Source organism: Halomonas campaniensis (assembly GCF_002211105.1).
Classification (GTDB): domain Bacteria; phylum Pseudomonadota; class Gammaproteobacteria; order Pseudomonadales; family Halomonadaceae; genus Vreelandella; species Vreelandella campaniensis_A.
This window is the reverse complement of sequence record NZ_JPUA01000049.1, coordinates 29863-52488: the sequence shown is the minus strand read 5'-3', so window position 1 is coordinate 52488 and position 22626 is coordinate 29863. Positions and strand designations below refer to the sequence as shown.

At 56.9% G+C, this 22626-nt stretch carries 19 protein-coding genes; 5 read left to right on the top strand and 14 right to left on the bottom strand.

Going from position 1 to position 22626, the window contains the following annotated elements; genetic code table 11:
- Positions 1–3: 3 nt before the first annotated feature.
- A complete protein-coding gene (locus tag JI62_RS20985) occupies positions 4–1845 on the bottom strand; it encodes a putative bifunctional diguanylate cyclase/phosphodiesterase (protein ID WP_088702042.1) in 1842 nt (613 codons plus the stop codon).
- A 281-nt stretch (positions 1846–2126) separates the two neighbouring features.
- On the opposite strand from JI62_RS20985, the gene fabA reads away from it, so the two are divergent.
- Together fabA and fabB are read left to right on the top strand one after the other, a co-directional pair.
- Positions 2127–2642, top strand: a complete 516-nt coding sequence (gene fabA / locus JI62_RS20980; RefSeq protein WP_088702041.1) for a 3-hydroxyacyl-[acyl-carrier-protein] dehydratase FabA — start codon at positions 2127–2129, stop codon at positions 2640–2642.
- 13 nt (positions 2643–2655) lie between these two features.
- Positions 2656–3873 (top strand): beta-ketoacyl-ACP synthase I, encoded by a 1218-nt coding sequence (gene fabB, locus JI62_RS20975; RefSeq protein ID WP_088702040.1) that lies wholly within the window; start codon positions 2656–2658, stop codon positions 3871–3873.
- A 91-nt stretch (positions 3874–3964) separates the two neighbouring features.
- Here fabB and JI62_RS20970 read toward each other — a convergent pair whose 3' ends face one another.
- The 4 genes from JI62_RS20970 to JI62_RS20955 form a co-directional block, all read right to left on the bottom strand.
- The gene (locus tag JI62_RS20970; protein ID WP_088702039.1) at positions 3965–4699 is read right to left on the bottom strand and encodes a lysophospholipid acyltransferase family protein; all 735 of its coding nucleotides are present in this window, start codon (positions 4697–4699) and stop codon (positions 3965–3967) included.
- A complete protein-coding gene (locus JI62_RS20965) occupies positions 4696–5586 on the bottom strand; it encodes a sugar nucleotide-binding protein (protein ID WP_088702038.1) in 891 nt (296 codons plus the stop codon). The genes JI62_RS20970 and JI62_RS20965 overlap by 4 nt, the downstream gene beginning before the upstream one ends.
- Positions 5587–5638: 52 nt before the next feature.
- Positions 5639–6271 (bottom strand): single-stranded DNA-binding protein, encoded by a 633-nt coding sequence (gene ssb / locus JI62_RS20960; protein ID WP_088702037.1) that lies wholly within the window; start codon positions 6269–6271, stop codon positions 5639–5641.
- Positions 6272–6344: 73 nt separating this feature from the next.
- A complete protein-coding gene (locus tag JI62_RS20955; protein ID WP_088702036.1) occupies positions 6345–7724 on the bottom strand; it encodes an MFS transporter in 1380 nt (459 codons plus the stop codon).
- A gap of 193 nt (positions 7725–7917) precedes the next feature.
- Between JI62_RS20955 and uvrA the strand changes: the two genes are divergently transcribed.
- Entirely contained in the window at positions 7918–10788 is a 2871-nt protein-coding gene (gene uvrA, locus JI62_RS20950) for an excinuclease ABC subunit UvrA (RefSeq protein WP_088702035.1), read from the top strand.
- 109 nt (positions 10789–10897) lie between these two features.
- Entirely contained in the window at positions 10898–11656 is a 759-nt protein-coding gene (locus JI62_RS20945; protein WP_088702034.1) for a Crp/Fnr family transcriptional regulator, read from the top strand.
- A gap of 34 nt (positions 11657–11690) precedes the next feature.
- Here the strand turns inward: JI62_RS20945 and JI62_RS20940 are convergent, their stop codons facing one another.
- Together JI62_RS20940 and JI62_RS20935 are read right to left on the bottom strand one after the other, a co-directional pair.
- On the bottom strand, positions 11691–12479 hold the full coding sequence (locus JI62_RS20940; RefSeq protein ID WP_088702033.1) for a ribonucleoside-diphosphate reductase: 789 nt from the start codon (positions 12477–12479) through the stop codon (positions 11691–11693).
- 72 nt (positions 12480–12551) lie between these two features.
- Positions 12552–14663: an adenosylcobalamin-dependent ribonucleoside-diphosphate reductase gene (locus JI62_RS20935; RefSeq protein ID WP_088702032.1), complete on the bottom strand. Its 2112-nt coding sequence runs from the start codon at positions 14661–14663 to the stop codon at positions 12552–12554.
- Between the two features lie 217 nt (positions 14664–14880).
- On the opposite strand from JI62_RS20935, the gene JI62_RS20930 reads away from it, so the two are divergent.
- Complete coding sequence (locus tag JI62_RS20930) at positions 14881–15471, top strand: hypothetical protein (RefSeq protein WP_088702031.1); 591 nt, start codon at positions 14881–14883, stop codon at positions 15469–15471.
- Positions 15472–15481: 10 nt separating this feature from the next.
- Here JI62_RS20930 and JI62_RS20925 read toward each other — a convergent pair whose 3' ends face one another.
- The 7 genes from JI62_RS20925 to JI62_RS20895 all read right to left on the bottom strand — a co-directional run.
- Positions 15482–17488 carry a sensor domain-containing diguanylate cyclase gene (locus tag JI62_RS20925; protein ID WP_240513322.1) on the bottom strand — a complete coding sequence of 669 codons (2007 nt, stop codon included), beginning with the start codon at positions 17486–17488 and terminating at the stop codon, positions 15482–15484.
- 23 nt (positions 17489–17511) lie between these two features.
- Entirely contained in the window at positions 17512–18186 is a 675-nt protein-coding gene (locus JI62_RS20920) for an OmpA/MotB family protein (RefSeq protein ID WP_088702029.1), read from the bottom strand.
- A 5-nt stretch (positions 18187–18191) separates the two neighbouring features.
- Complete coding sequence (locus JI62_RS20915; protein ID WP_088702028.1) at positions 18192–19013, bottom strand: motility protein A; 822 nt, start codon at positions 19011–19013, stop codon at positions 18192–18194.
- Positions 19014–19057: 44 nt separating this feature from the next.
- Positions 19058–19759 carry an RNA polymerase sigma factor FliA gene (locus JI62_RS20910; RefSeq protein WP_088702027.1) on the bottom strand — a complete coding sequence of 234 codons (702 nt, stop codon included), beginning with the start codon at positions 19757–19759 and terminating at the stop codon, positions 19058–19060.
- Positions 19760–19785: 26 nt separating this feature from the next.
- Positions 19786–20214 (bottom strand): flagellar protein FlhE, encoded by a 429-nt coding sequence (locus tag JI62_RS20905; RefSeq protein WP_088702026.1) that lies wholly within the window; start codon positions 20212–20214, stop codon positions 19786–19788.
- A 25-nt stretch (positions 20215–20239) separates the two neighbouring features.
- Positions 20240–20812, bottom strand: coding sequence for a hypothetical protein (locus JI62_RS20900; RefSeq protein WP_088702025.1), 573 nt, complete (start codon positions 20810–20812; stop codon positions 20240–20242).
- Positions 20809–22626: flagellar biosynthesis protein FlhF (locus JI62_RS20895; protein ID WP_240513321.1), on the bottom strand; the 1818-nt coding region annotated here is incomplete at its 5' end. The genes JI62_RS20900 and JI62_RS20895, both read right to left, overlap by 4 nt.

Genomic DNA, 22626 nt, shown 5'->3' with positions numbered 1-22626 from the left:
CTGCTAAGAAGCAGAGGGAACAATGGCTGGCGCGGGCACCAGGCGTTTTTCCAACTCAGCAGCGGCAAGCGGCCGGGCAAAGTAGAACCCCTGGACGGACGTGCAGCCGGCCTTGACCAAGAACTGACACTGCTCTTTGGTTTCAACACCTTCAGCAATTACCCCTAGCCCCATGCCTTCTGCCATCGCCAATACCGCCTTAACGATAGAGGCGTCCGCCTGATCGTGTGGCAACTCTTTAATGAACGCCCGGTCGAGTTTTATTTTGTCCACCGGTAAGCGCTTCAAATAGCCAAGGGACGAATAGCCGGTACCGAAATCGTCGATGGCAATCGCAAAGCCTTGGTCACGCAGCGCCTGCAGCCGTGGCCCCATATCGCCCGCACGCTCGTCAAGTAACACCGACTCCGTCAGCTCTAAACCAATTTGCGAAGGCTTCAACTGGTAGCGCTTTAGGCAAGTGGTCAGTTGGCTCTCCAGATCGCCTTGAAACAGCTGTAGCGCCGAAATATTGACCCAAATCGTCAGCTTGGGCATAGCGCTATTACGCCAGTGCGCCTGCTGGGCACACGCTTTTTCGATCACCCAGGCCCCCAGTTGGCTCATTAGCCCGTGCCGCTCGGCTAGCGGAATAAAGTCGCCTGGGGAAATCATCCCATCCTTGGGATGGCGCCAACGCAGCAGCGCCTCCATACCGACCAGCTCGCCGCTGCCAGGCTCATGCTGAGTTTGATAATGCAGCTCCAACTGGTCACCGGAAATAAGCGCGGCGCGTAGATCACTGACCAGCGCCAGTTGAGGGTTATCCTGCTTATCCAACGCCGGGCGGAAACGCTGGCTTAAGTTACGCCCCAGCCGTTTGGCGCTGTATAGCGCCGACTCCAAACGCTGGAACAGCACGCCGGAGTCGTTACCATCTTCGGGCACGCGACAGCTGCCAATCGTCAACCCTAAGCGCAGCGAGTGGTCGTTGATTTCAAAGGGCCGGCTCATATGCTCACGCAGGGTGGCCACCCACTGGTCGTGATCGTCAAAGGTGGTGGTGCGGATGACCATAAACTCATCGCCACCCAGGCGCCCTACCACGCTCCCCGCCACATAACTGGTTAACCGCTGGGCAAAGCGGGCCAGCAGACGGTCGCCCTGTTCTACGCCCAGACTATCGTTCACCGACTTCAACCCATCGATATCCACCAGCGCCATATCCAGACTCTCACCGGCGCGTAAATGGCGCAGCCGAGAGGCAAGCAGATCATGCAGGCGCCGGCGGTTGGGCAACCCAGTGAGAGGGTCTTCATAGCCGATACGGCGAAGATCACGCTCGCGGGCCTTTTGTGCCGAAATGTCGGTAAACAGATTAATAAAATGGGTAATGTTGCCGCGCTTATCAGTCACGGCACGGACTTTCAGCCACTCGGGGTACTCATCGCCGTGTTTGCGGCGGCTCCACATTTCGCCTTCCCAGCGGCCGGTACTTTTCAGCGTGTTCCAAAACGATTGGTAAAAGGTTTTGTCGTGGCGCGGGGCTGCCAGCGTCTCCAGCTTTAACCCCTGAACTTCGTGGCTGGTGTAGCCGGTAATTTCGGTAAATGCTGGGTTAACCACTATCACGCGATTTTGCGCATCGGTAATCACCATGGCATCACTGGCGAGCCTCAACGTATCTTGCGACAGGCGCAAACGGAGCCGCTGCTGACGCATTTGTTTCCAGGCGTCCCAAAGCCCTAGCGCAACTAGCGTGGCAGCCACCAGGCGTAGCATCGCATCAGGTATCCAGACACAGGCTGGAAGCGCCGTCAGTGCGACCCAAACTAACGGACGATTGAGAGAAACAGGAAGCCACATGGCGATTCGCTATACCCTATACAAATTGACCTAGATAAAAATTAGCGTTAGGTGCCATGCTGATCATGCCGCCTAATAAGACACTTGGATACTCTATATTACGGCACTGGAAAATTTATTGTGCATAATCGGCGGTGAACAGAGCCAAGCTGCCCACTATAGTCCTATCGGCCAATCCGCTAAAATCTCCAGTAATGGGCGATAAATAGCCAGTTACGTGCATTCAGCGGTTTCGGGAAGTAGACTAGCCTCACAACCAATTTGATATTCGGAACGATTCAGTGACCAAGCAACACTCCTTTGATCGCGAAGAACTGCTGGCCTGCTCCCGCGGCGAGCTATTCGGCCCCGGCAATGCACAGCTCCCGGCGCCTAACATGCTGATGCTTGATCGCATCAAGCACATCCACGAAGAAGGTGGTGATCATGGCAAGGGCGAACTGATCGCCGAGCTGGATATCACGCCTGACTTGTGGTTCTTTGATTGCCACTTTCCTGGCGACCCGGTCATGCCTGGCTGTTTAGGGTTAGACGCTATGTGGCAACTCGTCGGGTTCTATTTAGGCTGGTTAGGCCACCCTGGCCGCGGACGGGCGCTTGGCTGCGGCGAGGTGAAATTCAGCGGACAGATTCTGCCGGATGCACAAAAAGTGACCTATAGCATTAATATTAAGCGTATTATTACCCGACGTCTTATCTTGGGTATCGCCGACGGCACAGTATCCGTTGACGGACGCGACATTTATCAGGCTAATGATCTGCGCGTTGGCCTATTTACCTCCACTGCGAATTTCTAATCAGGAGGCTCCCATGCGACGAGTGGTAGTCACCGGCCTTGGCATTGTATCGTGCCTCGGCAACGACCAACGACAGGTTCTCGATGCGCTCAAAGCGGGGCGTAGCGGTATTCGTTTTAAGGAAGAGTATGCCGAGCGCGGCTTCCGTAGCCATGTCGCGGGCAGCGTCGACATTGATCTTGACGCACTCATCGACCGCAAACTGCGCCGCTTTATGGGCGATGCGGCCGCCTACGCCTATGTCTCTATGGCCCAGGCCATCGAAGATGCTGGGCTGAGCGAAGAACAGGTGTCCAACGAGCGAACTGGCCTTATTGCCGGCTCAGGGGGTGCTTCAAGCGCTAATCAGGTTGAAGCCGCCGACGTACTGCGTGAAAAAGGCCTGCGTCGCGTTGGCCCGTATCGCGTTACTCGGACAATGGGCAGCACCGTTTCAGCGTGCTTGGCAACGCCGTTTAAAATCAAAGGCATCAACTACTCTATCTCTTCTGCCTGTGCGACCTCTGCACACTGTATTGGCAGTGCGATGGAGCAAATTCAGCTTAACAAGCAGGATGTGGTGTTTGCCGGTGGCGGTGAAGAGGAGCACTGGACACTCTCTTGCCTGTTTGATGCCATGGGCGCGCTCTCTACCCATTATAACGACACCCCTGAAAAGGCCTCGCGTCCTTACGATCAAGCCCGTGACGGCTTTGTTATCGCTGGCGGTGGCGGCATGCTGGTATTGGAAGAGCTGGAGCATGCCAAGGCCCGCGGCGCCAAGATCTACGGCGAACTGGTGGGTTACGGCGCCACTTCTGACGGCCATGACATGGTCGCTCCTTCGGGCGAAGGGGCTATGCGCTGCATGCGTCAAGCAATGGCAACGGTCGATGGCGCCATTGACTATATCAATACGCATGGCACCTCGACGCCCGTAGGCGATGTTGCCGAGCTTAAAGCAATACGCGAAGTGTTTGGCAATACAACACCCGCCATGAGCTCGACCAAATCCCTCACCGGCCACTCCCTGGGGGCTACCGGTGTGCAGGAAGCGATCTACTCGCTGCTAATGATGCAACACGGCTTTGTTGCCGCTTCGGCGAATATCACCGATTTGGATGAGCAGGCCGACGGCTTCGATATTGTCACCGAACGTCGCGATGACGTGACGATAGAGCGCGCGTTGTCCAATAGCTTCGGCTTCGGCGGTACCAATGCGTGTCTCGTGTTCCAGCGCTTTAACGATTAACGCTGTTGCAGTGACAAGCATATGAAAAAGCAGAATGAAAATGGCGCCCTTGGGCGCCATTTTCGTATTGTAAGAAGTCAATTTAACGCTACTAGCGAGAGGTAGGCCGCGGCACGTCTGAAATTTCTTGTAGCTGGGCTTCAATCCACGCCTCAACGTCTGCGAGTACTTCATCGGGCATACGCCCCTCTGTCTCAATCGGCTTACCAATGCGCACGCGCAGTACGCCTGGCTGCTTAACCCAGTGACGTCCTGGCCAGCGTTCGCCAGCATTATGTGCCACCGGCAAGACCGGCACCCCTGCCCGACACGCCACGACGCTGCCACTTTTGTTATAGCGCTTGCGGATGCCTGGATCTACCCGCGTCCCTTCAGGAAAAATCAGTACCGATAGCCCTGTACCCAAACGCTCGACACCTTGAGTGAGCACTTGCTTCATCGCCCGCGCAGGTTTTGAGCGATCCAAACTAATCGGGCGTAGCAAGCGCAACCCCCAGCCAAAGATCGGCAAGCGCAGCAATTCACGCTTCAGGACAGTACACACCGGTGGCTTCATTACCTGCAGAAATACGGTTTCCCACTCACACTGGTGGTTAGCTTGAATTACACAGGGGCCAGTGGGCAGATTTTCCCGCCCTTGAATGTCGTAACGCACCCCACAGGCGATACGAAACCACACCATTAAAAAGTAGTTATACAAATTGAGTAATCGGTAGCGGCCTGACAGCGGCAGAAACGGGGCTATGGGCAGAAACAGAACGCCGATCATTAGCATGGCCAAAAAGTAGCCAGCATAAAAAATCAAGCTGCGAACCACATTTATCAAGCCGACGCTCCTGTATCGCTGAGACGATTACTCTCACGGGTTAAACACCATGCATCCAACATACGTCCAGCCTCTAATCGCCACGGTTTCTGATGAACGCCAAACACATCCAGCACACGGCGACAGTTTAAGACGCGCCGCAGCTTAGCATCATGGTGGTGTTTAAGCGGCTGAACCTCGCCGAGAGTAATCTGCTCGCCGCGCCCCTCCAGGTGTGTTAACAGTTGGGTGCGCACCATGGAGGTAAAGGTAAAAGCACTGACCGGTTCGGTGCCAGCAAGATGATAAGCCCCCCAGGCATTGGCACCACTGACCTGCTGCTGCAGCATGCCAACTAGGGCCATGGCGACGGCATCGGCAGAGGTCGGGCAAAATATCACATCCTCTGCGGCGCGTACCGCCTTACCGGCCACCAAGTGGCCAATGATGTCATTAAGCCACGCATGACTGCCTTCCAGCGCAAACAGTGGGCCCAAGCGCACAATCAAATGACGCTGAAACTCCGCGCGGATGCGATCACCGGTCTGCACCAGGCGGCGCAAGCTGTCATCCCGCGGCGCAGGCACCACATGCTCATCAATGGGCACCTCCAAACCGTCTTCGTAAAGCTGGTCAGAGACACACCATATCAACGCCACGTCTTGTGATTGGCAGGCACCCAAGCAGGTATCTACCGCATCGGCATGTGCCGTCACATCCGCTGGCGCCATGTTCAGTGGGTGGGCCAACGGTGGAATAATCACGGCGTCAGGGGCTATCGCCTCAAGGCGCGACGCCGTGATGGTCGTCCCTTGCTCTATGACTAACTCTGTATCGGCGCGACGGCTTGCTTCCCGGGCCAGTGCCAAGCTTAAGCAGTGTCCGGCATCCAGTATTAGCAGCTTCAAGACCCCTCTCCCTTATCACGCTCACTTCCGCGCTGCGAGACAGCTAGCACGCTCAGAACGGAATCTCATCGTCGAAGTCGTCGAAATTGCCCGGATCCGGGGCGCCGTAGCTGCTGTTCTGCTGGTTGGGCGGGGGCGGTTGATTGCCCTGCTGCGGCGCTGGCTGAGCGGGGCGAGGCGGTTGCGGACTCTGCCCGCCGGGGTAATGATTACCGCCTTGGGGCGCGCCACCCTGCGGGGGATAACCGCCTTGGTGAGGAGCGGCAGGACTATTTTGAGCCGGTGCATTCTGGGGGGCGTTCTGAGAATAGTTATTCTGCGGAGCGCCGCCGCCCTGGAAGTCACCGCTGCGACCATCGAGCATCTGCATATCGTTGGCGACGATTTCCGTCGAGTAGCGATCCTGGCCGTTCTGGTCTTGCCACTTACGGGTTTGCAGACGCCCTTCAATATAGACTTTGGAGCCTTTTTTCAGGTACTGCTGGGCGATTTCGGCAGTTTTATTGAACATCACCACCCGGTGCCACTCGGTACGCTCTTGGCGCTGACCGCTCTGACGATCCATCCAGGTATCGGTGGTGGCCAGGTTTAGGTTGGCCACGGCGGTGCCGCTGGGGGTAAAACGCACCTCTGGATCCTGCCCGAGGTTACCAATCAAAATGACCTTGTTAATGCCGCGAGCCATAAGGCGCTCCTTTAATAGCTGTCATATAGCGTTTATTGCCAGCCGCCGTTGCACATTCATCGGGACGGCTGGATTAAGATTTAGGCGGTGCCATAAGCTTGTTCAACGCCGCCTCATCGAGCTGCTGGCGGTTCACTTTTAAATAGACCAGACGCTCTTCTGGCACCACCATGACGTCTTCGACGCCGACCACATCGGCTAAATGTTCCATCAACAGGTCGAGCGCATCTGCCTGAGTCTCGTGCAGTGCTACCACTTCGCTGGAGAGCGGCGGCGGAGAGGGCATCCGCCACATGGCACCCCACCAGCATAGCGCAAGCCCGGCACAGCCAATAAAGACCGCGTTGAGGCCGCCATAGTGCGCCAGTAAACCACCTAGCGTACCGCCTAAAAAAGCGCCTAAAAACTGGCTGGTGGAGTAGACCCCCATGGCGGTACCTTTGGCCCCTGCCGGGGCCAGCTTGCTGAGCATGGAAGGTAGCGTCGCTTCCAGCAGGTTAAAGCCGGTGAAGAACACAAACAGCCATACAAACAGCCAGTAGCTTGGCGAAAGTGGCAGCCCTAAACCGGCTAAGCTAATCACAATAGCGCCGATCGCCATCAGGCACATCAAGCGCATCCGCTGCCGCTTCTCGGCAACAATGATCAGCGGCACCATGGCCACAAACGATAGCGCCATAATGCCAAGATATGCCAACCCATGATACTCAATCGCCACACCGGCGTTTAGCAGGCGAAAAGGTACCGCGACAAATATCGCCATCAGCACTAAGTGCAAGGCAAAAATCGACATATCCAGCCGCCATAAATCGGGGCGGGTGATCACGCTTTTAAACTGCTGGCGATCCATGCCCACATCGCGGTGGCGCCGCCGCCGAGGTGCAGCAGGCACCCAACGCCATAGCACCAGCAGCCCCACCAGGGTCAGCAGCGCGGTAAACCAGAAGACTCCCGCAAGCCCCGCCCAAGCGGCAAGCCAGGGGCCCAGCACCATGGCAATGGCAAACGACACGCCAATGGAGAGCCCTATCGTGGCCATGGCGGCCGTACGAATCTCCTCGCGGGTTTGATCTGCCAGCAGCGCCATAATCGCCGCGGCTACGGCCCCCCCGCCCTGCAGTGCTCGCCCCATAATAACGCCAATAATGGTATCGGATAACGCGGCGACCACGCTACCGAGTGCAAATATCACCAGCCCCATGGCAATTACCCGCTTACGACCAATGCGGTCAGAGAGTAACCCAAACGGGATTTGCAGCGTTGCCTGGGTTAAACCATAAATGCCCAGCGCCACGCCCACCAATAGCGGGGTTGAACCCTCAAGAGCGTCGGCATACAGCGCCAACACCGGCAGCACCATAAACAGGCCCAGCATGCGCGATGCATAAAGTCCGGCCAGACCACTGATCGCACGACGTTCAGAGACCAGCAATAGTGCGGAAACCTTGCGCATAATGCCCTTTTATATGGTGGTTAAGCATGGGGTGAGTCAGTGTGGATGGTGACAATCCTCTATTCTAGCGGTTTGGGCTGGCGCTGGAAACGTCGCAAGTTGCCGGAGGTTATCTTGGGTTATGAAAGCTGTTTTGCCGGGAGGGTGCAGACAAACGTATAATCACGCTTTTGCCGCGCGATTCGAGGTGTTGATGGACAGCATTCTGGTCAGGGGTGCCCGCACCCACAACCTCAAGCAGATCGATGTGGAACTGCCCCGTAACAAGCTGATTGTGATTACCGGCCTCTCCGGCTCGGGCAAATCGTCGTTAGCGTTCGACACCCTGTATGCCGAGGGGCAACGCCGCTATGTGGAATCGCTCTCCACCTATGCGCGCCAGTTCCTGTCGATGATGGAAAAGCCCGATGTGGATCACATCGAAGGGCTGTCACCTGCGATCTCCATTGAGCAGAAGTCCACCTCCCACAACCCACGCTCAACCGTGGGCACCATCACCGAAATCTACGACTACCTGCGCCTGCTGTTTGCCCGTGCTGGTACGCCCCGCTGCCCAGAACACGGCGAAGATTTGGAAGCGCAGACCATCTCGCAGATGGTCGACCAGGTCATGAACCTTGCCGAAGGCACCAAGCTGATGCTGCTGGCACCGGTAGTCAAAGGCCGCAAAGGCGAACATTTACAGTTACTGGCCGAGCTGCGTGCCCAGGGCTTCGTGCGCGCCCTGGTCGATGGTCAGGTGCTGGAACTGGACGACATCGCCCCGCTGGATAAGCGCAAAAAGCACGACATCAGCGTCGTCGTTGACCGCTTTAAAGTGCGCGACGACCTTGCCCAACGCCTGGCGGAGTCTTTTGAAACCGCGCTGAACCTCGCCGACGGCACCGCCATGATTCACTTTATGGACGGTGAGCGCGACGATATTGCTTTCTCGTCACGCTTTGCCTGCCCGGTGTGCGGCTACTCGCTGGCTGAACTCGAGCCGCGCATGTTTTCGTTCAACAACCCGGCGGGCGCTTGCCCCACCTGTGATGGCTTGGGCGTACAACAGTACTTCGACCCCGATAAGCTGATCAGCCACCCGGAGCTATCGCTGGCGGAAGGTGTCATCAAAGGCTGGGATCGGCGCAATATTTATTACTTTACCCAGCTCCAGGCGCTGGCCAAGCACTACGACTTTGAGCTGGAAACGCCCTGGCAAGAGCTCGCCCACCACCAGCAGGAGGTTATCCTCAACGGTAGCGGCAATGAGCAGATTCCGTTTGTCTATGTGGGCGACCGGGGCCGTAAAGTAACTCGCGAGCACGCTTTCGAAGGCGTTTTGCCCAATATGCAGCGCCGCTATCGGGAAACCGAATCCAACATGGTGCGCGATGACCTGGTCAAATACATCGCCGTGCAGCCCTGCGCGACCTGTAACGGCTCGCGACTGCGTAAAGAGTCGCGCCATGTCTACGTGGACGATCACAATATCGCCGAAATAGTGCGCTTCCCGATTGGTGAAGCGTGGCGCTACTTTGCCGATCTAAGCTTGCCGGGCCGCAAAGGTGAGATCGCCGATAAAATCGTCCACGAGATTCATGCCCGGCTGGAGTTTCTGGTCAATGTGGGGCTCGATTATCTCAATCTTGAGCGCAGTGCCGATACCCTTTCCGGCGGTGAAGCCCAGCGTATTCGTTTAGCCAGTCAGATTGGCGCAGGTCTGGTCGGGGTCATGTATATTCTCGATGAGCCGTCGATTGGCTTGCACCAGAGGGATAACGACCGATTGTTGAAAACCCTTGAGCGGCTGCGCGATTTGGGCAATACCGTGATTGTGGTCGAGCACGATGAGGACGCCATTCGCGCCGCTGATCACGTGCTGGATATCGGCCCAGGTGCGGGTGTGCACGGCGGTGAGATTGTCGCCCAGGGCACACCTAAAGATGTCATGGACAACCCCAACTCGCTGACCGGCCAGTATTTATCGGGTACCCGGGAAATCGCCGTGCCGCCCTACCGCATCCCTGGCAACCCGGAAAAGCAGCTAATTGTGCGCGGCGCGACCGGCAACAACCTTCAGAACGTCACGCTTAGCCTGCCGCTGGGATTGTTTATCGCCATTACCGGGGTGTCCGGCTCGGGTAAATCGACGCTGATCAACGGCACCTTGATGCCCATTGCCGCGCGCGAATTAAATCGCGCGACGACATTGACCGCCGCGCCCTATGAGAAGATCGAAGGGCTCGACCAGCTCGATAAAGTGATCGATATTGATCAGAGTCCAATTGGCCGCACGCCGCGCTCCAACCCGGCCACCTACACGGGTATATTTACCCCCATTCGCGAGCTGTTTGCGGGCACCCAGGAAGCGCGCTCCCGGGGCTATAAGCCTGGCCGTTTTAGCTTTAACGTTAAGGGTGGGCGCTGCGAGGCGTGCCAGGGCGAAGGCATGATCAAGGTAGAGATGCACTTCCTGCCGGATATCTATGTGCCCTGCGATGTATGTAAGGGCAAACGCTACAACCGCGAAACCCTGGATATCCACTATAAAGGTAAAACCATCCACGAAGTGTTGGCAATGACGGTGGAAGACGCGCTGGAATTCTTCAGCCCGGTACCGGCCATTGCCCGTCGCCTGCAAACCCTGCTGGATGTGGGCCTCTCCTATATCCGCCTGGGGCAGAGCGCAACGACCCTTTCCGGCGGCGAAGCGCAGCGGGTTAAACTCGCCCGTGAACTGGCCAAGCGTGATACCGGTAAGACGCTATATATCCTGGATGAGCCGACCACCGGGTTACACTTTGAAGATATTCGCCAACTGCTGACGGTACTCCATCGCCTGCGTGATCATGGCAACACCATTGTGGTCATTGAACACAATTTGGATGTAATTAAAACCGCCGACTGGATTGTCGATCTTGGCCCCGAAGGGGGGTCAGGTGGTGGGCAGATCATCGCCGAGGGCACGCCGGAGCAGATCGCCAAACAGGACGTCTCGCATACTGGCCGCTTCTTGGCGCCTCTGCTGGCGCGAGGCAATCGCTCGACGAAGCGCGAACCTGCCCACCCTCAGACTAACTAGCATGGCTATTTAGTAACGCTGGGCAACGCAGTAGATGGTCACATTGTTTATAGTGGCGAGCAGAGAATCGTTAGCAGTATTATGCAACCTTCTGCTGGAGGAATATGTCGTGGGTCAGGAAAACAGCTGCATTATTAAGCACTTTAGTCACTACTGTTCGCTAAGCGAAGATGAGAAAAAACTGCTCATAACACTAGAGGAGAGCCCAACCGATATTAAGTCGGGCACCATCCTATGGGAAATGGGTGCGCCAGCTAATGAATTCTGCACGCTAAAAAGTGGCTGGGCCTACTCCTACCGTCATCTGGAAAACGGTGATCGTCAGATTTTGGAGGTGTTCCTGCCGGGAGATATTATCGGCCTGCGCGAGTTTGCCTTTTCGCAGCGGCTTGAGAACGTGCGCATGATTGATGACGGCGTGATTTGCCACTTCCCGCACAAACGTATGCTGGAAATATTCCGCCAATCGCTCCCGCTCACCTCGGTCATGTTTGCTATTGGCAGCCGCCAACAGGCGTTAATGACCGAACGACTGGTCACTTTGGCCAGGCGCAGTGCCCGGCAAAAAATGGCGCATTTCCTTTATGAGATGTATTTAAGGCTGCGCCAAACCAACCCGGATATTAGCAACCAGTTCCGCTTGCCGCTCTCTCAGGAGCAGTTGGCCGATGTACTGGGGCTTAGCCCGGTTCACGTTAGCCGCACTTTTACCGCGCTCAGCGAGGATGGGTTGGTGTTTCGTGATCGCCACCACTTAACGATTCCTGACTTATCAGCGCTATGTGCCGAAGGACAGTTTGATGACTGCTATCTCACCGATAACGTTCGCCCCTTATTAGGCGACAGTGAACAAAAAGCCGCGTGCTGACAAGGCACGCGGTGAAGTTGGCATAAAACGATGACTAGCCACACTTAGACCAGCCACAGCCGGCGTAGCAGGTGGGGCAACCGTCCATCATGATGAGTTCGCCGCGGCACTCGGGGCAGTTACCCACGGTGGCTGGGCCACTGCCTTCAGACTTTTTTCCGGTCTGTGCCTTCTCGCCGATAGGCTCCGCCGCCCCCCTCTCAACGGGAGCATCGGTAGCCTCCTCCTCTTCTGGTTGCCAAGCATGACCATGGGTCATACGGTGAGCATAGCGCTCAACCAGCTGTTCAACCGGCACCTGGTTGCCCTCCCGATCCAGAAAACCGCGGCGATAAAGAATCTGCTGAATCGACCAGGCGATTGCCGCGACTTCCGAGTCGTGGAACATTGGCTTGTTCCAACGGTTCATACCGCAGCGCACCAGACCTTTGTCCCAGGCTACTTTGCGCAGATCTGCCACCGCCTGGGTGACGTAACCACCACGGGCCGCCAGTGACAGACTGCGCATGGTGGCGGTGATCCACTGGTGCTCACTGGAGAGCTGGCCCGATGGGAAGAAAAACTCCACCGGACGCTCGATCACCACGCGCTTACCGCCAATCACGCCCTCCACCGGCATAAAGGACACCAGCAGATAAACTTTCTTGCGCCCTTCCGCCCCTACATACGAGATTTTTTCTGATACGGCTTCCAGAGTACCTTCTGGGCGGGAAGGAATCCGCACCGTCAGCGGGTTTTCGTCCTGAAGCTCAGGAACCGGTACGGCGGGCTCCTGCTGCTTAATCCGGTAACCGACAATTTTGGAGGTAATTTCAACAGCCATGGGGATATCTCTCCGTTTCGCATCCGTTTAGCAAAGGTGTGCGTTAATGAATAGGTGGCGCTAAGCGCGGCATCACCATTTGCCGTAGGTGCCTTCTTTCAAACCATCGAACAGATTGGCCGCATTATGCTCTTCGCCGTCGTAAACCACCTTCTCATCCCCAGCCAGCTCCAGGGTTTCACCATTTTCTAGCTCAAATACGTAGGTGGTGTTTTTAAGATCGTCTTCGCGCACCAGAACGCCCTGGAAGGCTTCCGGGTTAAAGCGGAAGGTCGTGCAGCCCTTCAAGCGGCTTTCATAGGCCTGCAAGTAGAGATCCTGGAACTGTTCAAAGGGGAACTCGGTGGGCACATTAACCGTTTTCGAGATCGCCGAATCGACCCAGTGCTGGGCGGCAGCCTGAACGGCAACGTGCTGCTCGGGCGAGATGGCATCGGCGGTGACAAAGTAGTCCGGCAGGTCGCTGTCCACCGCGTCAGATGCGATAAAGTGACGGTAAGCGGCCAGCTCAAAGGAGACCACTTCGACCTGCTCCTTGGTCTTCTTGCCCGACTGAATAATATTGCGGAAATAGCGGTGTGAGAACGAGGGCTCGATACCGTTGGAGGCGTTGTTACCCATGGAAAGGCTGATCGTACCGGTCGGCGCGATTGAGCTGTGATGGGTAAACCGCGCACCGTGCTCGGCAAGCTGGGCCACCAGCTCCGGCTCAAGCTCGGCCACTTGAGCCATGTACTGACTATAACGGGCGTGCAGGATACGTCCCGGCACCTGATCGCCTACTTCATAGCCATCTTTGGCCAGCTGAGGTCGCTCGCGCAACATTTTGGGAGTAATCGTGTGCTCCTGCTCAAGCACCGGCGCCATGCCTTTCTCTAACGACAGTTCCAGCGCCTGCTTCCAGCCCTCTATGGCTAAATGACGACTCACCTCATCGGTGAATACCAGCGACTGCTTGGAACCGTAAGGGATTTTGAGCATGGTGAGCGTTGAACCCAAGCCCAAAAAGCCCATACCGTGGCGGCGCTTGGCTTCGATTTCACGTTGCTGCTGGGGCAACGGCAGGCCAGCAATCTCGACCACGTTGTCGAGCATACGGGTAAAGATCGCCACCACTTTGCAGTAGCGCTCCCAGTCGAAGCGCGGCTCGGCACCAAAGGGATCGATCACAAACTTGGTCAGATTGACCGAGCCCAGCAGGCAGGCGCCTTCCGGCGGCAAGGGTTGTTCACCGCAGGGATTAGTGGCACGGATATCTTCGCAGAACCAGTTGTTGTTCATGCGGTTAACCTGGTCGATCAGGATAAAGCCGGGCTCGGCGTAGTCGTATGTGGAGGACATAATGGTGTCCCACAACTCACGCGCCTTGATCACTTCGACAATGCGACAGGCGACGCGGCCTTCGGCATCTACCGTGTAGCCCTCTTCAACCACGGGCCAGTCTCGGTAGATCAGGTCTTCCGCTTTAACGTCCTCTTTCTCACCGGGGTGCAGCGGAAAGGCCAGCGGCCAGTCGGTATTGTTCTTGACCGCTTCCATAAACTCATCGGTGATCAGCAGGCTAAGGTTGAACTGGCGTAGGCGCCCCGCCTCGCGCTTAGCCTGTATAAACTCGCGCACATCCGGGTGGCCCACATCAAAAGTGCCCATCTGGGCGCCACGGCGGCCACCGGCAGAGGCGACGGTGAAACACATTTTGTCGTAGATATCCATAAACGCCAGTGGGCCGTTAGTGCCCGCGCCAGCGCCGAAGACGAACGCGCCTTTGTGGCGCAGCGTCGAGAAGTCGTAGCCGATGCCTGCGCCGGATTTCAGCGTCATCCCCGCATCAACCACCGAGTCGAGAATATCGCGCATGGAGTCACGAATGGTGCGGGAGACGGTGCAGTTAATCAGGCTCACCGCAGGCTTATAGGACTCAGCCCCCGCATTGGAAAGAATACGACCGGCAGGGATGGCACCATTTTCCAGCGCCCAACGAAATTTGGGCAACCACTCTTCCGCTTTATCGCCTTCAACCGCTGCCAGGGCACGCGCAACCCGTTCAAACGTAGCACCGACGTCCTGGTCGACGGGTTGGCTATGACGATCCTTAAGACGGTATTTGGCGTCCCAGATCTCCCGCGAGGGGGCCTGCATGGGAACATCGTTAGAGGTCTTCATAGCCTTGGCAGCGGTGCTCATATCGCGAAACTCCTTCACAGCGGGGTGACTATTGGGCTCAAATAAAACCCACTATACGTGGCATCGGAGTGAAGTATAGACCCGACTTCCAACCACATACGGCACTTTTTTCAAAATCTCCTACCATATATAGAAAAATCAGCGCCTTACACTTTTGTCATCGAGTAACTCGCTATAGACTGTTTTTTTCGAATATTCGCCCAAGGATTTTGGTTAGATGGCTCAGATCATAACGACGACTCGCGCTCTGCATTTCCACTCGCCTTGGTTAGTCGCTATAGCCATCGCCGTCCCCATGATGGTCGCAGCATCCATGGCGAACGCGGCCTCGTTTAATACCGACGACGTGGTCAACCACGACCATTGGCAGTCAATGACGCTTTCACTGGGGGATGAGCGCCACTACCGCGCCGTGGAAACCCACAGCTACTCGGATGCAACGCTAAGCCTGAATGCCACTTCGGGCGTTTGCGATTTACCTTGGCTGGAGATGCGCGTCACCCTTGAACAGCAGCAGGGGGAAAGCCGCGCAGTCAACTTAGTCCCCGCCAGGCTGCGCATTGATGAGCAACCTGTGATTGATACCATGGCGGAGTTTATTACTGAGCGGGGGGATGACGGCTTTTATGCCCACTTTTACCTCAGCGATATGCAGCCCCTGATAGCGGATATGCGCCAGGGTGAGCAACTGTTTCTTGGCTTTGACCAGGAAGAGCGTGACCCCTGGTATATGACGTTTAGTCTACAGGGCGCCGACGCGGCGATTAACCGGATGCTCACTCAGTGTGAAGGTAGCGGGGCTCACTAAGGTGCGAGTTTTAAAGCGCCGTAGCAGGCTCTAGCGCCACCTCAACGCGATTGCGCCCACCATGCTTAGCGCGATACATGGCATTGTCGGCCCGGGAAATAAGGGTTTTACAGCTGTCACCCGGCTGCCAAACGGCGACACCGATACTCACCGTAATCGTTTGATCAAGCCCCTCTATACGCAGCTCTGCTACCAGCGAGCGCAGCCGCTCGGCCAGGCCAATGGCGGCGTCAACCTCGGAGTGGGTCGCCAGCACAATAAACTCTTCGCCTCCCCAGCGCCCCAGATGGTCGCAACCCCGCAGCGAGGTTTCCACTAAGCGCGCCAGAGCCACCAGCACATCGTCCCCCACGCTATGGCCGTGAGCATCGTTGATCTGCTTAAAGTTATCCACATCAAACAAGAGCAGGGCAAAGGCGGCGGCGTAACGCTTGGCAGCTACCAGCTCGGCATTGATCGCCTCTTCAATGCGGTAACGGTTCCACACCTTGGTGAGCGGATCAAAGTGGGCTAATTGCTCAAGGCGCTGGTTGGCCTCGGCAAGGGCTTTGCGCTCGTGTTCCAGGTGCATATTCAGTGAGCTAATTTCATAGGCCGAAATCGCCAGCGTCAGGTCTTCACCCAAGTCTACCGCCGCTAAGCGCTCTACCCGCAGCCACGCTTCACTTTTGCCGACGACCTCTTCCGACCAAGCAACCGACGGAGCCAATATCACGTCTGGTTTAGGGCTGATAGTCGGCTGCATCGCCCAATAGAGTGTTTCCACCTGCTCAGGGCGGAAAAAAATAAGCCAGGCACGCTGGGTTGAACTCAACGGAAGCGGCACCGCTAGCGCCCCACACTGCTCGGGCATGGCCAGCGAAGCGGTTAACGTCTCTTTGGCAATTTCGCGCGTACACCAAGGGCCGCTATGCACGTGGGCTCTTTCCAAACGCAGTACAAACTGACTCATCGCTTCTGGGGACGGCGTTACACCCGCTTGATAAGCGCCCCCATTCACCCATAGCACTACGCCATGGGCGCGAAACAGCTTCATCCAGATAGCCGCCTGCTCATGGAGTAACTGCTGAGGACTTTTTGGCTCGCTGCGCGCTCGTGCACTAAGCACCAGACTATCCTGAACCCGCTGCAGGTAGCGGGCTTCTTGACGCGCCCGTAGCAGCAGCATGCGCTGGGTGGCCATTTGTACGAGGGTGCGAACAGCATCACGCACGGGGGGCTCAACCGAATGCGGCGCAGGTGAGTGACAAAACACTAGCCCCCATAAGCCGGTATCCCCCTGAATGGCTAAACTGAATGAGCCCCGCACGCCCAGACGGTTTAAATAGCGCTGCCGCTCTGGGGCAGGTGCGCGTAAAAAACTACCGTTAAGGCTTGATCCTGGGACGGCGGGGATCAGCGTTTCAGGGGGAGCATTAACGTCTTCGATTAACCGTACAGGGTAATGTTGATAACTTTTGCGTAAGGCAACAGGGAAGTCGCTGGCAGGAAAGCGTTGACCCAACAGCGAGGGTAGCCGTTTTCCCAGCGCTTCTGCGACCATCAAACCATGCCAATCGCTATCGAAATGGCACACGGTGACACGATCATGGCCGGTGAGCTGTTGAATAGCGTTAACCAGGCAGTCGAGGAGTTCTTGCTGATGCGTCGCTTCAACCAAATGCATCAGCCGCTCATTCACCGTACCCAGCAGACGACGCTTACTACGGGGGTTGAGTGGCTCAATCTCGACAATGACCTGCTCACCCGCTCGATAAGCGTGGATTTGAAAACATACGTGGCTGTGCTTGGAACGCATAAACACTAAAGGGCCAGGGAGCCGTTGCTGCCCCTGCAATTCACGACGCACCCGCTGACTTAGCCGCTTTCCCAATACGCAGGCAAGCATAAGCTGCCCATTTTCAGGGCGCTCAAAATCAATTAAGCGGGTTAAGTTAGTGCTAGTCGCTTGGATGCGGCGACAATCGGCATCGACTACCAGCAGGGCTCCAAACGACTGCAATCGCGGGTGGTACATGGACACAAACGTGGCCTCAAAATCTATTCACCCTCGACCTGCTCCCTTAGCAACAGCTCTACGCGACGGTTGGCAGCTCGCCCAGCCGCGGTTGCGTTCGGTTCCATGGGTTGGGTGTCGGCATAGCCGACGGCCCGCATACGAGAAATATTGAACCCTTGGCGCTCTAAATGCCTTACCACAGCGATAGCCCGCGCCGATGAAAGCTCCCAATTAGAGGGAAAGCGGACAGTAGAAATAGGCACGCTGTCAGTATGGCCCTCTACCGATATTTGGCCGTCAAAACTGCTCAGAACACCGATAAGGCTTTCTACCACCCCACGCCCCTGCGGGGTTAACACCGCTTGGCCGCTGGGGAATAGTAGACTGGTATCAATGCGTAGCGTGACCCCTTCGCGCCCTTGGGAAACGCTGACACCAGGGATATCGAGACCGTCAAACTTAGGTTGAACCCCTGAATGGCGGGGCTGAATGCCGGTAGCCAGAGATGCCAGAGGCAGTGATGATACAGCGCTGGCTGAACGCATGAAAGCAGTATCAGCCGCTTCACCGCCGCCCGGCGGCGTCAGGGAAAGCAGCAACACAAAAAGCGTGATGAGCAGCGTCAGCACATCCAAATAGCTGGTTAGCCAACCTTCATCGCCATCGCCTGGCGACGGGGTCATTTCCAGCGCGTGCCGCGTATCACGGTCGAGCATCTGGCCTACCCCTTCGCCGCTGCACTAACCGACGAATCAGGCCTTGGTTTGACGCTGTTATCACGAATCTCATCGTGGTAATTAGCCACAAAGGAGTTGAGGGTTTCTTCAATAAACGACGGTAGGCGGCGCTTGGTAATCAGCGAAATCCCCTCCAGTACCATGTTCATGGTAATCAGCCGCTCTTCAGTGCGGCGCTCTAGCTTCACCGCAATCGGCTTAAACACTAAGTTGGCGAGTAAAATGCCGTAGAAGGTCGTAAGCAGCGCCACCGCCATGCGCGGGCCAATGACCTGCAAGTCGCCAGCGTCCATGACCTCCAGCATGTTGACCAGCCCCACCAGGGTGCCGATCATGCCAAAGGCAGGCGCATAGGTAGCCATGGTACGGAATATTTGTGCCTCGGCATGCTCACGGGCTTTAAGGCGGGCAATGCGCCAGCGCAGCATGTCAAAAATTTCATCCTCTTTGGTATTGGCAATGACCAGTTGGATCCCGGTACGTAAAAACGGATTGCGGGTGTGTTCCAACTCGCGCTCGACCGCGCGTACATCGCCTTTAAACCACAGCCGGGACATATCGACCAATTCGCGGATATCATCACGCATGTAGGTATTTTCACGCCGGAAGACCAAGCCTACCAAGCGTACAACCCGGAGCACCTCTTTCAGCGGATAGCTAATAAAGGTAGCCGCCAGGGTTCCTGTCACCACGATGGCAAGCCCCGGAAAATTGATAAAGCTTTCCGGGGACTCTGCTGTGAAAAACAGCACGCTCACCAACAGCAGTATGCTGGCAAATATGCCTATCAACGTCGAAGGATTCATCCACGGCTCCTTGCCGGTCACAAGTGAGTAAAAAAACGTTGGCGTTATGCCGAGTCGTGTAAACGCGCGCGTAAACGACTCACGGCTTGGCTGTGCAGTTGTGAAACACGTGATTCCGTCACGCCCAGCACAGCGCCTACTTCCTTGAGGTTGAGTTCTTCTTGGTAGTACAGCGCCATGAGCAGCTTTTCACGCTCGGGAAGCGCTTCAATTGCGTCAATCAGCGTTTGCCGCTGCTGACCGTCAAGCAACTGCTCGAACGGTGAATTGCCCTGTTCATTACTGACAGGCTCTCCGCCATCGGCCACTAGCTCTTCAAACGGCAGCAGTTGTCCGCTGTTAGTGTCATTGAGAAGCTGCTGATACTCACTCAGCGGCATCTCAAGGTGTTGAGCAATTTCGTTCTCTTCCGGGGGGCGCCCTAACAATTGCTCTAATTGGCGAACGGCGCTGTCCACCGCGCGCGCTGAACGGCGCACGCTGCGGGGCAGCCAGTCGCGGGTACGTAACTCATCCATCATGGCGCCGCGAATACGCTGACTGGCAAAGGTCGCGAACGTCGCGCCCTGGGTAGCATCGAAACGGCCCAGCGCTTCGAGCAGCCCCACCATCCCGGCCTGAATAAGGTCATCGAGCTCAATACTCGCCGGCAATCGAACCTGTAATGTTAAGGCCTGACGTCGCACCAGTGGCATGTATTGCGTCAACAGCTCATTCTGTTTAATCCTGCCCTGTGCTGTGTACATATTCTCGCCTCGCGGCTAATCAGCCTTCACTGATAGTTCACAATCAATTGCAACCCCTGCACACGTACAGGCCGCTGGCCTGGGCGCAAGGCGAAGCGAAAATGCAGTGGCGCATCGGCAGCCCGCCCCTCAAGCGCAGTGGTAGAACCCCGCATACCGGTTAATGCAACACACTGCTCAGGATGGCAGAGCCAAGCGTTTAATAGTGCACCGGGTGGATGCTGAAATTGCCACTGTATACGCCCAAGCTGGCCTGACTGAAGGCTTCCGACAGCGGGCGGGGAAGCTGTTTTACTACTGCTTGCCCGATCACTCATTGCCACCATCAGCCCCGGTACCTGGCTGCTCCAGCTACCGGGTGCCGCCTGGGCACTCCCTGTTAATCCTGCGATTAGACACCCTGCCATCAGTACTAAGACCCGTGGCAGCCTCACTCTTAATAGCCAGCTTAGCATGCTTAGTCTCCTCGGCAGAGTATGCTCATCGTGCAAGTACCAGTAACTCCATATTTAAGTAGTAATCAGCAGCTTCGCGCAAGTTATTGAGCAGTCCTTGGCGCGGCAAGTGCGGCTCATGGAGCGCTAGTAAACGACGCGGCCCGCCACGTTCATGGAGCTGTCGCAAGGTACGGAACATGACAGCGAAGGTATCGGCATCGCTACTGATCCATAGCGCCCAACGGCTGTATTGCTCGCGAAGCTGAGCAAGGTCGGAGGTTTCCGCCATGACGATTCGAATGTCCCAATCATCAGGGTTACCGGCCCAGTTGCGACCTAGCGCTGACCACTGACCGAGGCGTGCTTTAACCTTATTAACGTGCACGGCACCACTACCGGGCAGCCCAACCACCACAAGTGGGATTTTAGGTTTGGGCGGCGCCAACATTGTTGGCGCTTCCACCGCGGTGGTCTTCGGCGTTAAGAAGGGTGAGGCCTGCTCAGGCTCGGGGACTGGCTCTGCTGCCGCCACGTCAACAGCACCCTCCGCCTGCTGCTGTTGGCGCTGCAAGTTTGCCCACTTGCGCAGTCCCGCGGCTTGATCCTGTTCGCTCACGCCACACCCTCTCGACTCACACTGCCCATTTGACGAATCGCATCCCGCGCCATAAAGGCATAGATCAGCGCATCGAGCATGCCGGTATCGCGGCGACGGCGACTTGCCCCTAGTAGATTGAGGAGATCGCCACGCAGCGTCTGCGCCTCCTCATCATCGGCAATATCGAGATGGCCGGCGACTGACGCCACACCGCTGGCCATTAACAGGCGAACTTCCGCATTTAGATCACCGCTATCCGCCTCTTTTAGCTGCTGCCACGCGCGCCGGGTCAAGGCGGCCAAGCCTTCGCTTTGCAGCTGGGTTAACAGCAGTGAAAGCACCTCGGCCCCTAATCGAGCCGGGGTAAGCCAGTAGCGGCGCACCACCACTTTGGCGCTTTCCGGATCGCGTACCTCCCCGTACCAGGCGAGCAGCGCAGTGCCGCTGGCGTCCTCGACTTCGGCGTAGGCGGTCCATAGTTGCACCGATTGGCCGCGAAAACGTACTCCCACATGGTGCGTAAGCACACTGTCATCAAACAGCTGACGGATCGTCTGGCGCTCGTGGTGAAAGAGTACCCGATGACTGGGGGGTACTTGGCTGACCCAGGTCAAATGCTCGGCTTCTAGCCACGCTAGCGCATCCGATTCGGGAAAACGCGGTAGCAAGTGCACCGCTACACCGCTTGATGAAGACAACGCGGCCATGCGCGGCTGCCACCCTGCAGGATGGCGATGCTGCAGCCAGGGTAGCGCTAACCAGGCACCGTTTGTGTCCAGCCCAATGTCGGGCATTGCCCAATCGCAGCCGCGCTCATTACGCCGCGGAGACCATGCCATGCCTAAGGTGGTATCCGCCGCTGGGTAACCGGCGAGCAGCGCGTCCAGGCGCGCTTCCTGCACACGGCTAGGTAGCGAGGCTAAGTCCCAGATCTCTTCTAATGCCGCAAACCCTGTGACGCGTTGGCGCAATCTCGCCAGTAACGATGACAAACGACGCCCCTGTCCCAGCACATCCCGCGACCAGCGCGGCATTCCCATTGGGGCATCCGCACGTTGTGCCCCCTCACGCTGTGGTGTTGCCGTACTCAGTGCTTGATCCACTAGCGCGCCAGGGGCGGCAACCGCCATATCTTCGGGCACCTGCTGACCATTGGAACCAAACAGCACGCGCATCCCGTGGCGCATAATAATGTCTAACACTGGTGCCAGACGCCCCGCCTCGTCCTGCTTGGTAATAATGCAGTCATCTAACTCTGCGCCCGCCGCTCGCGCGGCTTGACGATAGCGCAGCACAACTTCCTCAAGGGTTTCCGGCTGGCTGGCGGCATTAAGCAGCAGCACCAAACGCACCCGCGAACGTCCGCCCTGGAGGTGGGCAATCTGTTCGATCACTCGCTGGTCACGCTGACTCATACCCACGGTATCGATAATTACCCACTGCTTACCCTGCAGGCGGCCCAGCAAATCGTCGATGGGTTGCTCTGCATCCAGCGCGTACATCGGGGTGTCTAACAGGCGCGCGTAGATGCGTAGCTGCTCGTGGGCACCAATCCGGAAGCTGTCAGTGGTGACCAGCGCCACCGGGCGGGTACCGTGACGCATCACAAAACGGGCGGCAAGCTTGGCAGTGGTAGTGGTTTTGCCCACCCCCGTGGGCCCCACCAGGGCGACAATACCGGTTTGATCAAAAAAGCTTGGCTCATCGCTCAACACGCAGAGACGATCCATTAATTGCTGGCGCAACCACTGCAGCGGCGCTTCACTGTTGCCGTCTAATCTGGCGAGCGGTTCGGGCATCCCCGCCAGCAGCTCATCGGCGAGCTCACTGCT

Bases quoted from the DNA above. Each gene is read 5' to 3' on its own strand.
- JI62_RS20985 (WP_088702042.1), bottom strand. From the start codon at position 1,845: ATGTGGCTTCCTGTTTCTCTCAATCGTCCGTTAGTTTGGGTCGCACTG.
- fabB (WP_088702040.1), top strand. From the start codon at position 2,656: ATGCGACGAGTGGTAGTCACCGGCCTTGGCATTGTATCGTGCCTCGGC.
- ssb (WP_088702037.1), bottom strand. From the start codon at position 6,271: ATGGCTCGCGGCATTAACAAGGTCATTTTGATTGGTAACCTCGGGCAG.
- JI62_RS20955 (WP_088702036.1), bottom strand. From the start codon at position 7,724: ATGCGCAAGGTTTCCGCACTATTGCTGGTCTCTGAACGTCGTGCGATC.
- uvrA (WP_088702035.1), top strand. From the start codon at position 7,918: ATGGACAGCATTCTGGTCAGGGGTGCCCGCACCCACAACCTCAAGCAG.
- JI62_RS20940 (WP_088702033.1), bottom strand. From the start codon at position 12,479: ATGGCTGTTGAAATTACCTCCAAAATTGTCGGTTACCGGATTAAGCAG.
- JI62_RS20935 (WP_088702032.1), bottom strand. From the start codon at position 14,663: ATGAGCACCGCTGCCAAGGCTATGAAGACCTCTAACGATGTTCCCATG.
- JI62_RS20930 (WP_088702031.1), top strand. From the start codon at position 14,881: ATGGCTCAGATCATAACGACGACTCGCGCTCTGCATTTCCACTCGCCT.
- JI62_RS20925 (WP_240513322.1), bottom strand. From the start codon at position 17,488: ATGTACCACCCGCGATTGCAGTCGTTTGGAGCCCTGCTGGTAGTCGAT.
- JI62_RS20920 (WP_088702029.1), bottom strand. From the start codon at position 18,186: ATGCTCGACCGTGATACGCGGCACGCGCTGGAAATGACCCCGTCGCCA.
- JI62_RS20915 (WP_088702028.1), bottom strand. From the start codon at position 19,013: ATGAATCCTTCGACGTTGATAGGCATATTTGCCAGCATACTGCTGTTG.
- JI62_RS20910 (WP_088702027.1), bottom strand. From the start codon at position 19,759: ATGTACACAGCACAGGGCAGGATTAAACAGAATGAGCTGTTGACGCAA.
- JI62_RS20905 (WP_088702026.1), bottom strand. From the start codon at position 20,214: ATGCTAAGCTGGCTATTAAGAGTGAGGCTGCCACGGGTCTTAGTACTG.